Genomic DNA, 12666 nt, shown 5'->3' with positions numbered 1-12666 from the left:
GGGGAGTGGAGGACGCCATGACGGACGACAACGGAACCGGCACGGACCAGGGCGCGAGCACGGGCGGCGAGGCCTCCGGACCCCGCGCCGGGTGGTACCCGGACCCGGCGGGCTCGTCCCGTCAGCGCTGGTGGGACGGGACCGGCTGGACGGAGTCGCTCCGCGACGCGCCGGCGGCCACTCCCACCGCCCCGGCCGAGAGCGGGTCGGCGCAGGCCGCCGCGACTCCCGTTCCGCCGACCGCACCGACTCCGCCCGCGCCGCCCGCCGAGCGTCCCGCCTACGGGGAGACGTCGAGCGGAGCGGCGACGAGCTACGGGCAGTCGGCCTCGGGTCGGTATCCGCAGCAGCCGTCGTCCGCCGACCCGCAGCAGAGCTACGGGCAGCAGGGCTACGGGCAGCAGGGCTACGGGCAGCAGGGCTACGGGCAGCAGGGCTACGGCCAGCAGGCTCCCCAGCAGTACGGCCAGCAGCCGCAGCAGCCCTACGGCCAGCAGCAGCCGCAGTACCCGGCCTACGCCGCGGCTCCCGGAGCACCCGTGCAGCAGCGCGACACGAGCATCGTCACGTCCACCCCGTGGATCTGGGTGGTGGTTCTCCTGCCGCTGCTCTCGGCGCTGTCGATCTTCCTCCTCCCGCCGAGCGCGATCGTCGACTCGTCGATGGCCTCGACCTACGGGCCGAGCTCCTCGATGGGGATGTCGACCGCCTACCTCGTCGGCCTCGGCGTGCTCCAGGTCGTCGGCTTCCTGATCTACGCGGCGGAGGTCGTCTTCGCCTTCCTCGACTGGCGCCAGCTGAAGCGAGCCGGCCTGCAGCGTCCGTTCCACTGGGCGTGGGCCTTCCTCGCCGCTCCCTACGTCTACGTGATCGGCCGAAGCGTGGTCGTGAAGCGCGTGACCGGCGGCGGACTCCTCCCGCTCTGGGTCTTCCTCGGCGTCGTGGTCGTGTCGTTCCTCATCGCGATCGGCTGGACGGTGTCGCTCTTCTCCCTGATGACGCAGGCCTTCGCTCCCGCGGGCTTCTGAACCCGTGAGCGCCGCCGATCTCGTCCTGACCGGCGGCGCCGTCTTCACCGCCGACGCCGTGCGCTCCCGAGCGCACGGCGTCGCTGTCGTCGGAGGGCGGATCGTCGCGGTCGGCGCCGACGCCTCCGACCTGATCGGGCCGCGCACCGAGGTGGTCGACCTCGAGGGCCGGATGCTCGTCCCCGGCTTCCAGGACGCCCACGTGCACCCGGTCTGGGGCGGCGCCGCGCTGCTGCGCTGCTGGCTCGGAGCGGGAGGGTCGCCCGCCGAGCACCTGGCGACGGTCGCCGAGTACGCGGCTCGGGAGAGCGGAGCGGAGTGGATCCTCGGCGGCGGCTGGAACCTGCCCGACTTCCCCGGAGGCACTCCGACCGCCCGCGAGCTCGACACGGTCGTCCCTGACCGGCCCGCCTTCCTCACCAACGCCGACGGGCACGGCGCCTGGGTCAACTCCGCCGCACTGCGCCTCGCGGGGATCGACCGCACGACGCCGGACCCCGCCGACGGCCGCATCGAGCGCCTGGCCGACGGCACCCCCTCCGGCACCCTGCACGAGGGGGCGATGGACGCGGTCCGCCGCCACCTCCCGCCCGCGAGCGCGGACGAGCTCCACCGGGCGCTGCTCCTCGGGCAGGAGACCCTGCACTCGTTCGGAGTGACGGCGTGGCAGGACGCGATCATCGGCTCCTACGGCGATGTGGGCGACCCCGGTCCGGTGTACCGCCGCGCGGCGCTGAGCGGCGAGCTGACCGGGCGCGTCCGCGGTGCGCTGTGGTGGGACCGGGGCCGCGGCGTCGAGCAGATCCCGGAGCTCGTCGAGCGGCGCGCGGCGCTCGCCGCCGACGGCTTCGCGCCGACGACCGTCAAGATCATGCAGGACGGGGTCGCCGAGAACTTCACGGCGGCGATGCTCGAGCCCTACCTCGACGGGCACGGCGGCCACGGTCACGGCGACGGCCTCTCGATGGTCGACCCGCGCCTCCTGAACGAGGCCGTGCCGCTCCTGGACGCGGCCGGGTTCCAGGTGCACTTCCACGCGATCGGCGATCGCGCCGTGCGCGAGTGCCTGGACGCCGTCGAGCGGGCGATCGAGGCGAACGGGCGCCGCGGCAACCGCCACCACCTCGCGCACCTGCAGGTCGTGCATCCGGACGACCTGCCGCGCTTCCGTGCGCTCGACGTCGCGGCGAACCTGCAGATGCTGTGGGCCTCGGCGGAGCCGCAGATGGTGGAGCTGACGCTGCCGTTCCTCGGTGAGCGGCGCGGCTCGTGGCAGTACCCGTTCGGCGATCTGCTCCGCTCGGGCGCGGTGCTCGCGTCGGGGAGCGACTGGCCGGTGTCGACGCCCGACCCGCTCGCCGCGATCCACGTCGCGGTGAACCGGCTCTCGGCGCCGTCCGAGCGCGAGCCGGGGTGGAGCGAGGAGGTGTTCCTCCCGGAGCAGCGCCTCGACCTCGCCACCGCCCTCTCCGCCTCCACGGCCGGCTCGGCGTGGGTGAACGGCCTGGAGGGCGAGTCGGGCTCGATCGCCGTGGGACTCGCGGCGGACTTCGCCCTGCTGGACCGGGACCCCTTCGCCGGCGACCCCCGCGCGATCGGGGACACCCGGGTGCTGGGCACCTGGATCGGCGGCGAGCGCGTCCACACCGCAGCGGACGCGCCCGCCTGATCCGGGTCGTTCAGGAGGCGGCGCTCAGCAGGTGATCGCTCCGCCGATGATCCCCGCGAGCAGCCCGCCGGTCGCTGAGGCGATCGCGCCGGGACCGGAGATCGCGCCGATCACCCCGCCGGTCGCGGCACCGCTGACGCCGCTCCCGGCGACGCAGTGGCCCCACTCGGGCGAGCTCCAGTCGCTGTTCAGGTGCAGGCCGCCCGCCGCCGAGCGGGACGCCGAGTCCGGGGCGAAGTGGAAGGTGAGCGTGTCGGAGTCGTCGATCGACCAGTGGCCCGACACGGTGCGGCCGCGTCCGACGTCGATCCTCTCCGGGAGTGCGTCGGACGTCTCGGCGCCGTCCGTGAAGCCGACCCCGCCGCCCGCCAGCTCGACGATCCGCGTGTCGTCGGTGACGTCGAAGGTCACCGTCGACGCCGATCCGCCCCGTGCCTCGAGGTGCACCCGGCTGCTCGTCTCCTGCCTCGCCGGCTCGGCGTGCGCGGCCTGCGCTGTGAACAGCGGCACCGCCAGCAGAGCGGCCGCCGCCGCGACCAGTGCCGTGCTCGTCCTCTGTCGTTCCATCGTCGTTCCCTCCCTCGGATTCCGATCCAGGAGGGAGGGCTCAGCGCCGCCGGTCGACGAGGGCGAGGACGACGGACGCCACCGCTGCCGCGACGGCGGCGGTGACCACGACGTCCCACGGATCCTCGGCGCCCACCGCGGTCGCGACGAGGTGCCCGGCCAGGACGCCGACGAACAGTGCCGGCAGCATCAGCCAGATGCGCCGTCTCCGTCGTGCCGCCGTACCGGCCTGTTCCCTGTCGCTCACGCTCGCCCTCCTGGATTCACCATACAGGTATGGAGTACCAGGCGGTCGCGACGCGCGTCGAGGAGGTGGCGCGATCCGTCAGGCCTCGCTGCGCTGGATGAGGCGGGAGAGGACGATCGCGGAGCGCGTGTGGTCGACGTTGGGCGCGATGCGGACCTTCTCGAGGGCGAGCTCGAGGCTGGGGATGTCGCGCGAGCGGATGTGGACGATCGCGTCGGCGGAGCCGGTGACCGTGCCGGCGTCGACGACCTCGGGGACCGCGGAGAGGATGCGGCGGAGCTCGTCCGGAGCGACGGTGCCGCGGCAGAAGAGCTCGACGTAGGCCTCGGTGGCCATGCCGTCGACCGCGGGGTCGACCTTGATCGTGAAGCCGCGGATCACGCCGTCGGCCACGAGGCGGTCGACGCGGCGCTTCACCGCGGAGGCGGAGAGCCCGACCACGCCGCCGATGTCGCCGTAGCCCGCGCGGGAGTTCTGGCGCAGCAGATCGAGGATCTTCCGATCGATGTTGTCCATGCTCCGAGGATAGGCGCGGCCGGAGCGGCGCCTGGACGGCAGCAGAGTGCCACTGGAGATTCGTGACGCCCGGCTATATAGTTGCTCTCGGTCAATAGTTGATCGCGGTCAACTAGAACCGCCGCCGTGCTGAAGAGGAGCCCATGTCACACCCCGAACACCGCGCCGCATCGCGCGGAACCACCGCGCCGCACGCCCCCGCCGGGCCGGACGGCGCCATGTCGCACCGCCAGGTGCTCGAATCGCTCAGCGGCCTGCTGCTGGGCATGTTCGTCTCGATCCTCGCGGGCACGGTCGTGTCGACCTCGCTGCCCCGGATCATCTCCGACCTCAAGGGCGACCAGAACGCCTACACCTGGGTCGTCACCGCGACCCTGCTCGCGACCACGGTCTCCACTCCGCTCTGGGGCAAGTTCGCCGACCTGTTCAACCGCAAGCTGCTGATCCAGCTCGCCCTCGGCCTGTTCGTCATCGGCTCCGCTCTGGCCGGCTTCTCGCAGGACACGAACATGCTGATCGTCTTCCGCGTGTTCCAGGGCCTGGGCGCCGGCGGACTCGCCGCGCTGAGCCAGATCATCATGGCCGACATCATCAGCCCCCGTGAGCGCGGCAAGTACGCCGGCCTCTTCGGCGGCGTGATGGCGATCGGCACTGTCGGCGGCCCGCTCCTGGGCGGCGTCGTGACCGACGCGTTCGGCTGGCGCTGGAACTTCTTCATCGCGATGCCCGTCGCGATCGTCGCGATCGTCCTCCTCCAGATGACCCTCCGCCTCCCCGCGCACCCGAAGCGCAAGGTGCGGATCGACTACCTCGGCGCCGTGCTCATCGCGGGCGGAGTCTCGCTCCTGCTGATCTGGGTCTCCCTCGCCGGCAAGAACTTCGACTGGGCCTCGTGGGAGACCGCGGTCATGGTCGGCGGTGCCGTCGTGCTGCTGATCGCCGCCGTGATCACCGAGCTCACCGTGGCCGAGCCGATCATCCCCATGGGGATGTTCAAGAACCGCACCTTCAGCCTCGCCGTCGTAGCGAGCATCTCGGTCGGCGTCTCGATGTTCGGCGTCGCCGTCTTCCTCGCGCAGTACATGCAGCTGGCCCGCGGAGCCACGCCGACCCAGTCGGGCCTGCTCACCATCCCGATGATGGCCGGCCTGCTGATCGCGTCGACGATCTTCGGCGGGATCATCTCCCGCACCGGCAAGTGGAAGGCGATCATGATCAGCGGCGGCGTGCTCGCCGTGATCGGAACCTCCCTCCTCAGCACCCTCCGCTACGACACGGACCTGGTCCTCGTCGGGATCTACATGGCCGTCCTCGGCGCCGGCCTGGGCATGCTGATGCAGAACCTCGTCCTGGTGGTGCAGAACTCGATCGAGGTGAAGAACCTCGGCGTCGCGACCAGCGCGGTCACGTTCTTCCGCAGCCTCGGCGGCACCGTCGGAGTCTCGGTCCTGGGCTCGATGCTCGGCACCGTGATCGCCGACCGCATCAAGACCGGCATCGCGGGGCTCGCTCCCGCCGACCAGGCTCTCGCCGCGCAGGCGCTGGGCAGCGGCACGATCCCGCAGCCGGCCACCCTGCCCGACGCCGTGCGCGTCGTGGTCGAGAGCGCTTACGGGATCGGCGTCGGCGACGTGTTCCTCTACAGCATCCCGCTCGCCGTGGTCACGCTGATCGCCGTCGTCCTCCTGCCCAACGTGAGCCTCGGCTCGAAGAACGCGGTGCAGCTCAAGGCGGAGCCGACCACTCCGCTGCAGGCCGCGGAGGACGCCCTCATCGCCGCCTCGGACGGCCAGGCGGCGCTCCGCCCCGTCGGCCAGGCCCGGCGGACGGACGACGCGACGCACGCCCGGGAGGGTCGCGAGGCCACTCCCGTCGGACACGGCCGCCACGCCGACGAGGAGCGGCAGGAGGAGCCGGTCGGGCACGCCCGGCACGCCGCTCCCACCGGCTCCGTCGACGTGATCGAGCGCTCCTGATGCCCGCCGCCGCGCCCTCGGCCGAGGCGCTGCACGAGGTCGAGGAGCAGATCACCGTGCTCGCCGTCCAGGTGCGCCTCGCCGTCCGGGACGCGGCGGCGTCGATCGACCCGGCGCTGCCGCCCTTCGGACTGCGGCTGCTGCGGATCCTCGAGCGCTGCGGTCCGGTCCACTCCGGCGCCGCGGCGGAGCGGCTCGGGGTCGACCGCAGCGCGATCAGCCGCCAGGCCCGCCAGCTCGCCGAGCTGGGCCTGGTCGAGATGACCTCCGATCCCGCCGACGGCCGAGCGCGGTTCCTCTCGCTCAGCGCGGCCGGATGCGAGCGGATGCGCGACCTCGGCGGCCGTCAGCGGCAGCGGATGCAGGAGGCGCTGAGCGCCTGGCCCGAGGAGGACCTGCGTGCGTTCGCGGGATACCTGGAGCGGCTGACCGCGGCGGAGTGAGCCGCGTGATCTGAACGAGTGGCGCGGACCGACGGGGTCCGCGCCACTTCTGCGTGCCGCCGGACGCGGCGCGGGCGCGCTGACCGCGTGCCGTCTCGCGCCACCCGGAGCCGACGCCGTCGTGGTCGTTCTACATTTCCTGAGATGTTCTCACTCAGGAGGCGATGACCCTGTTCTCTTTCGACCATGCAGCAGCGGCGGAGCTGGTCCGCGCCTCGGACGAGGCGGCGGAGGCGCTCGCCTCCCAGGAGCTGCTGAGGTCCGTCGCTGCCGAGTACGCGCTGGGCGAGTTCCGCGGCGCGTACGCCGAGCTGTTCCGCCGGGTCCGCCTCTGCGACAGGGAGAATCGCGGTCGGCTGAGCGCCGAGCTGCACGAGCTCGCCGACACGGTGCGGCTCGTGGCGAGGAAGGCCGAGGAGGAGCGTCGGCGCCGGGAGGAGTACGCGGCCTGGGAGCGGCGGGCGGACGAGCGCGAGCAGCAGCGCCGCCTCGATCCGATCGCGGCCCTCGCGGCGGGAGTCGACGAGGTCGTCGACCGGCCGCCGTCCGATCGGCCGGTCGTGCCTCCGCCGATCCGTGCGCTGTTCTCCCCCCGGTCGGTGCCCCGCACGTCCCCGGGCGGCTCCGCCTCGGGAGGCACGACCTCCGCCGACCCCGAGCGTCTCGACGTGTTCGTCTCGCAGACCCGGCAGGCGGACGAGGCGATGCGCTCCCGGCTCCAGGATCTGATGGCCGCCTGGGGAGCCTTCGGCAACCGCTGCTCGTGGGCGCCGGTCGAGTCCTTCTCGGTGCTCCAGGGCTTCCGCGAGCTGCTGTCGATCGGTGCGGCCGACGCGACCTGGGTCGAGCAGATCTCCCTGGCCTTCACCGCCGCCGGGGGAGCGGCGCTCTCCGTTCCCGTCCTCGACGCCGTCGGCACCCTGGCGCGGCCCCGGGGCGGCCGGAGCCTGCTCGACTCCCTCGCGGCGCTCTCGTCCGACGATCTCGCGACACTCCTCGCCGCGTCGCCCGATCTCGCGGCCCGGCTCGGGCGACTGGCTCCGACCCTCGTGAACGACTGGTGGCGGAGCCTCGACTCCACGGACGGCGCGCGCTTCTCGCCGCAGCAGGAGGCGCTGGTCGCCGGTCTGCCCGGGGTGATCGGGAATCTGGAGGGTGTTCCCTACCGCGCCCGGGTGAGGGCGAACGAGAGCGCGCTGAGGGCGCGGATCGCGGCGCTGAGGAGCGAGGCGGCGGGCCTGCGCGGGAAGGCGGGCGACGGGGAGCGACTCGCGGCGGTGGAGTCGCAGCTGGTGGCGCTGAGGGACGTCCGGGCATCGCTGCGGCGCGGTCTCGGTCAGGACCCGCGCTTCCTCATCTCCCTGACCGCCGACGAGCCTCCGCTCGCCGCCGTCTCGATCGGCGATCCCGACACCGCCACGAACGTCACCTACGCCGTCCCCGGGATGGGACAGACGACGGAGAGCATGACCCGATGGACGAAGGCGTCGCAGAATCTGCAGTCGCTCCTCCCGCCCGGCAGCGCCGTCGTCTCCTGGATCGGCTACGAGACCCCGCCGATGGCGCGGCTCGGCGGGAACGGCATGGACGTCCTCACCTCGAACCAGGCGGTCGCCGGCGGCGCCGCACTCGCCTCGGCTGTCCAGGGGCTCTCCGCGGTCCGGGGCGACGACCTGCCGAAGCCGAACGTCGTCGCCCACTCCTACGGCAGCACCGTCATGGCCGTCGCCGCCTCGCGCTCGGACGTCGAGCTCGGGGTCGTCGTGACGCTGGGCTCGGCCGGCCTCCCGGACAGCGTCGACGAGGCGAGCGGCCTGCACGCGGAATCCGTCTTCGCGGGGCAGGCGCGGGACAAGTACCTCGGCGAGACCGAGAGCGGCGACGAGGCCGCGTGGATGGGCCGCGCCTTCAGCTGGAACCACCACACGGATCCCGCTGACGAGGACTTCGGCGCGCGCGTCTTCGGTGTCGAGACCGGAGGCGACGCCGGGAGGATCGTGACGGATCACGCTGCGCTGAAGAGCGACGACGGCGATCTCGCGGGGTATCTCGACACGAACACCGAGTCCCTGCAGAACGCGGCGTGGGCCGTCTCCCGGCGACTCGACCTGCTGACCGAGAACCGGCCGCTCGGACCGACCGCCTTCCAGAAGGCGGTCGTGGGAGCCTCCCATGGCGGGTAGAGGCTCTCCTCAGCGGACGGGCGTCGCGCTGACCGTCGCCGCTCTGCTCGTGATGTCGATGACCGCTTGTGCAACGGAGAAGGAGGCGAGACCGGTGAGCACGATGAGTCCTCGGGAGGGTCGGGATCGGGTGGTGGAGTTCGTGCGGGACTCCGCGGGGCGGCTCGATGTGGAGGGGTGGTGGCCGCGGAGCGGCGCGGCCAGGCCCGATGTGTGCGGCCCCGGCGACCGGGTGAGCGGTGCGAGCTACAGCTACGCCTGGTGGGCCCCGGCGGGCACCGATGTCGAGGGGGATGCGCGGAAGGTCGCGGACTACTGGGAGTCGCTGGGGATGACGGTGAGAGTGACCGATTCGACTCCGCGCCCGACGGTCTACGGGCAGGGCGGACCGGTGCTCCGGGCGAGCTTCGTCACCGGCGCTGTCGAGGAGATGTACATGATCGGGGCGGAGATGCCGTGCGCGCCCGGCGATTTCGAATCACTCCTCCTCGAGGACGAGGCTCAGCGCGCGGCGGGCGCGGTCCTTCCGGGTGATGAAGGGGTCGTCCCGAAGCCGGATCCGTGGGACCTCCCACTCCCCTCCGATCCGTCGGGTTCCGGCTCGGAGGGATGAGCCGCCCCGTCCACCGCGTCCGGATCAGATGATGCCGACGTCGCTCCCCGTGAAGGGGGAGGGGCTGGCTTCAGCGCGGTGCGCCCACCAGCTGCGCGACGTGCACGACGAAGGCGCGGCGGCGGTCGCGCGTCTCCTCCCCGCCCCGGGAGGCGAAGGGGGTGAGGTGCCAGATCTCGCAGAGGCCGAGGAGGGCGATGAAGAGGTCGTCGGCGGACCAGCTCGCGTCGACGACGCCGGCGCGCTGCCACTCGAGGACCCGGGCCTCGGGGGCGGGGACCCCGCCGAGCTGCTCGCCGGCCTCCTCCCAGACGCCGGCTCCCTCCAGGCGCGCCCACGTGAGCAGGCGCAGGAACTCCGGGTGCTCCCACACATGGTCGAACATGCGGCCCGCGAGGTCGGGGAGGTCCGCCGCCTCGGCGAGGAGCGTCTCGTCGAGAGCGCCGAGCGCCTCGACGACGGTCGCGACGAACAGGCCGCGCTTGCCGCCGTAGTAGGCGTAGAGCCGCTCCTTGTTCAGACCCGCGGCCGCGGCCACACGGTCGACCCGGGCGCCCGCGAAGCCGTGGGCGGCGAACTCGACGGAGGCCGCGCGGAGGATCCGCTCGCGCGCGGGCAGCGCCGCATCGGATGTCGGCTCCATGGTTCACCTCCGGGCGCTCGAACGATACACTCTTCTTCGCCCAACCAACTGGTTGGGGTGGTTCGGCCCCGATGACGCGGCTCGGATCCGGACCCGCCGGTCCCGCTCCGCTCCGTGTGAAAGGCCGCCATGCCCTCCCCGTCCGCTCCCTCCTCCGCCCGCCGCTGGTGGGTGCTCGTGATCCTCGCGCTCACGCAGCTCGTCGTCGTGCTCGACGGCACCATCGTCACGATCGCGCTCCCCGCCGCACAGGCCGACCTCGGCCTCACCGACGTCGAGCGCCAGTGGGTCGTCACCGCCTACGCCCTCGCGTTCGGCGCGCTCCTGCTCCTGGGCGGCCGCATCGCCGACTACACCGGCCGCAAGCGCACCTACCTGATCGGGATGATCGGCTTCGGCGCCGCCTCCGCCTGGGGCGGCCTCGCCACCTCCGGCACCGAGCTGATCGCCGCCCGCGGGCTGCAGGGCGCCTTCGCCGCGCTGCTCGCCCCGGCCGCTCTGGCCCTCCTCACCGTCTCCTTCCCCTCCGGCCGCGAGCGGGGCACGGCCTTCGCCGTCTTCGGAGCGGTCGCCGGAGCGGGCGCCGCCGTCGGCCTCGTGCTGGGCGGGCTGCTCACCGAGTTCGCCGACTGGCGCTGGTGCCTCCTCGTCAACGTCCCCGTCGTCGTGGTCGGCGCGATCGCCGGCCAGCTGCTCGTCACCGAGAGCCGCGCGGAGGGGCGCAACCGCTTCGACGTCGCCGGGACGATCACCGTCGCGCTCGGGCTCGCGAGCGTCGTCTACGGCTTCACCCTCGCCGAGCAGGGCTGGCTCCGCGTCGACACCCTCGGCTTCCTCCTCGTCGGCGTGCTGCTGCTGGCCCTCTTCGTGCGGATCCAGGCCCGCTCCGACCACCCGTCGCTGCCGCTGCGCATCGTCGCCGACCGCGTCCGCGGCGGAGCCTTCCTGGTCCAGGCGATCGTCGGCAGCGTGATGATCGGCTCCACCCTCTACCTGACCCTGCACCTGCAGCTGGTCCTGGGCCTGCCGCCGCTCGAGGCGGGCCTGGCCAATCTGCCGATGACGGTGACGATCATGATCGTCGCCGGAGTCGCCGCCAAGCTGCTGCCGCGCACCGGCCCGCGCGTGCTGATGATCGTCGGCCCGCTGATCGCGGCGGCCGGGCTCCTCTACCTGAGCCGCATCACCCCCGACGGCGGCTACCTCCTCGAGGTGCTGCCCGCGCTGATCCTCCTGGGCATCGGCATGGCGATGGTCTTCGTGCCGCTGCAGAACCTCGCGCTCACCGGAGTCGCGGCCCACGACGCCGGTGCCGCCGGAGCGACCGCGAACGCCGCCATGCAGATCGGCGGCTCGATCGGGCTGTCGATCTTCACGACCCTCTACGCGGGAGTCGCGGGTGAGCAGCAGTCGCCGGTCGCCTTCGTCGACGGCTACTCCGCGGTCTTCGTCGCGGCCGCGATCGGGCTGGTCGTGGCCTCCGTCGTCGCCGTCGCGATGATCCGGGTGAAGAAGGAGGAGTTCCTCGCTCAGGCTCCGAAGGAGGCCGTCGCCCACCTGGGCTGATCCCGGCCTAGGCTCGGAAGCGCCATGCAGCCACTGACCGAGACCGAGATCCGCGAGTCCTTCGTCAACGCCTCCCGCAAGGAGGTCGCCGATCTCGCGCTGCCGAAGGACTTCGACGCGCTCGACTGGTCGGTCATCGACCATCTCGGCTGGCGCGACCGGAGGATGGGCCGCCGCGCCTACGTCGTCGTGCCGCTGGAGGAGCGCCTCGTCGGGGTCCTGCTCACCCAGGCCGACGCCCTGCCGCGCTCGCGGGCGCAGTGCTCGTGGTGCCGCGACGTGCAGCTCCCGAACGACGTCGTCTTCTTCGGGGCGCGGAAGGCCGGAGCGGCCGGGCGGGCGGGGGACTCGCTCGGCACGCTCGTCTGCTCCCGCTTCGAGTGCTCGGTGAATGTGCGGCGGCGCCCGTCGGTGGCCTACATCGGGTTCGACCTCGAGGCGGCGCGGGCGCAGCGGATCGCGACTCTGCGGGCGCGCACCGAGGGCTTCGCGCGCGAGGTGCTCGGCGAGGCGTGACCGCGCTCAGCGGCGCGTGTACGCGCGCACGTGCATCCGCTCGCCCTGGCGGCCGAAGAGGCTGAGGAACTCGACCTGCTGCTCGTCGGCGCGGCCGAACCAGTGCGGCACCCGGGTGTCGAACTCGGCGGCCTCGCCGGCCGGCAGCACCAGATCGTGCTCGCCGAGTCGCAGGCGGAGCCGCCCGCTCAGCACGTAGAGCCACTCGAAGCCCTCGTGAGCGCGCTGCTCCGCCGGCTCCGTCACCGGCCCGGCCGGGAGCGTGTGCTTGAACGCCTGGAGCGCGCCCGCGTCGCGGCTGAGCGGCTGGATGAGCATGCCGTTCCGGCGCACCGGCCGCCCGTGCACGCGGGGATCCTCCGGCGCGGCGCCGACGAGCTCGTCGAGCGGCGCCCCGAGGGCGCGGGCGATCGGGAGGAGCAGCTCCAGCGTCGCGCGACGGCCTCCGCTCTCGAGGCGCGAGAGGGTGCTCGCCGAGATGCCGGTCTCGGCCGCGAGGGACGCGAGCGTGCGGTCGCGGCGGGTGCGCAGGCGCCGGAGCCGCGGTCCGACGGCGGCGACGATCTCGTCGTCGGAGGGGGCGGGAGGGGTCTCGGGCACGACGCCATCCTGGCACGGGCGGTCGCGCCGCATGCCGGAACGGCACGGATCCTCGCGGCCCGCCCCGGGGCGGCGGAGCATCGACCCATGACCTCCACC

Annotated in this window: 13 protein-coding genes; 8 read left to right on the top strand and 5 right to left on the bottom strand. The window is 73.0% G+C overall.

Translation table 11 applies throughout. The annotated features are described in order from the left end of the window. Positions 1-17 precede the first annotated feature (17 nt). Together C5C63_RS04200 and C5C63_RS04195 are read left to right on the top strand one after the other, a co-directional pair. Positions 18-1028 (top strand): DUF2510 domain-containing protein, encoded by a 1011-nt coding sequence (locus C5C63_RS04200; protein ID WP_146086348.1) that lies wholly within the window; start codon positions 18-20, stop codon positions 1026-1028. A 4-nt stretch (positions 1029-1032) separates the two neighbouring features. Next, positions 1033-2697 (top strand): amidohydrolase, encoded by a 1665-nt coding sequence (locus C5C63_RS04195; RefSeq protein ID WP_104325525.1) that lies wholly within the window; start codon positions 1033-1035, stop codon positions 2695-2697. A 24-nt stretch (positions 2698-2721) separates the two neighbouring features. On the opposite strand, the gene C5C63_RS04190 is transcribed toward C5C63_RS04195, so the two are convergent. From C5C63_RS04190 to C5C63_RS04185, 3 genes are all read right to left on the bottom strand, one after another. Further along, a complete protein-coding gene (locus C5C63_RS04190; RefSeq protein ID WP_104233106.1) occupies positions 2722-3264 on the bottom strand; it encodes a hypothetical protein in 543 nt (180 codons plus the stop codon). Positions 3265-3304: 40 nt separating this feature from the next. Continuing rightward, positions 3305-3511, bottom strand: coding sequence for a hypothetical protein (locus C5C63_RS16655; protein WP_146076614.1), 207 nt, complete (start codon positions 3509-3511; stop codon positions 3305-3307). A gap of 78 nt (positions 3512-3589) precedes the next feature. Beyond that, the gene (locus C5C63_RS04185) at positions 3590-4027 is read right to left on the bottom strand and encodes an Lrp/AsnC family transcriptional regulator (RefSeq protein ID WP_104222855.1); all 438 of its coding nucleotides are present in this window, start codon (positions 4025-4027) and stop codon (positions 3590-3592) included. A 218-nt stretch (positions 4028-4245) separates the two neighbouring features. On the opposite strand from C5C63_RS04185, the gene C5C63_RS04180 reads away from it, so the two are divergent. The 4 genes from C5C63_RS04180 to C5C63_RS04165 all read left to right on the top strand — a co-directional run bounded on the left by C5C63_RS04180 (position 4246) and on the right by C5C63_RS04165 (position 9242). Beyond that, positions 4246-6003, top strand: coding sequence for an MDR family MFS transporter (locus C5C63_RS04180; RefSeq protein ID WP_104273714.1), 1758 nt, complete (start codon positions 4246-4248; stop codon positions 6001-6003). Next, positions 6003-6446, top strand: coding sequence for a MarR family winged helix-turn-helix transcriptional regulator (locus C5C63_RS04175; protein WP_104222853.1), 444 nt, complete (start codon positions 6003-6005; stop codon positions 6444-6446). The genes C5C63_RS04180 and C5C63_RS04175 overlap by 1 nt, the downstream gene beginning before the upstream one ends. A gap of 164 nt (positions 6447-6610) precedes the next feature. After that, entirely contained in the window at positions 6611-8629 is a 2019-nt protein-coding gene (locus tag C5C63_RS04170) for an alpha/beta hydrolase (protein ID WP_104325524.1), read from the top strand. Positions 8630-8678: 49 nt separating this feature from the next. Further along, positions 8679-9242, top strand: coding sequence for a hypothetical protein (locus C5C63_RS04165; RefSeq protein ID WP_146084568.1), 564 nt, complete (start codon positions 8679-8681; stop codon positions 9240-9242). Between the two features lie 70 nt (positions 9243-9312). On the opposite strand, the gene C5C63_RS04160 is transcribed toward C5C63_RS04165, so the two are convergent. Further along, positions 9313-9885, bottom strand: a complete 573-nt coding sequence (locus C5C63_RS04160; RefSeq protein WP_104297647.1) for a TetR family transcriptional regulator — start codon at positions 9883-9885, stop codon at positions 9313-9315. A gap of 129 nt (positions 9886-10014) precedes the next feature. Here C5C63_RS04160 and C5C63_RS04155 point away from each other — a divergent pair, with 129 nt between their 5' ends. Together C5C63_RS04155 and C5C63_RS04150 are read left to right on the top strand one after the other, a co-directional pair. After that, positions 10015-11451, top strand: coding sequence for an MFS transporter (locus C5C63_RS04155; protein ID WP_104325523.1), 1437 nt, complete (start codon positions 10015-10017; stop codon positions 11449-11451). A gap of 24 nt (positions 11452-11475) precedes the next feature. Then, positions 11476-11967, top strand: coding sequence for an FBP domain-containing protein (locus C5C63_RS04150; RefSeq protein ID WP_104222848.1), 492 nt, complete (start codon positions 11476-11478; stop codon positions 11965-11967). A 6-nt stretch (positions 11968-11973) separates the two neighbouring features. Here the strand turns inward: C5C63_RS04150 and C5C63_RS04145 are convergent, their stop codons facing one another. Next, positions 11974-12567, bottom strand: a complete 594-nt coding sequence (locus tag C5C63_RS04145; protein WP_258065383.1) for a helix-turn-helix domain-containing protein — start codon at positions 12565-12567, stop codon at positions 11974-11976. Positions 12568-12666: the final 99 nt, after the last annotated feature.

The sequence above is a fragment of the Rathayibacter sp. AY1B8 genome, from assembly GCF_002932775.1.
Taxonomy (GTDB): domain Bacteria; phylum Actinomycetota; class Actinomycetes; order Actinomycetales; family Microbacteriaceae; genus Rathayibacter.
Note: the sequence above shows the minus strand (reverse complement) of the source record. Positions and strands in the feature narration are given on the sequence as shown.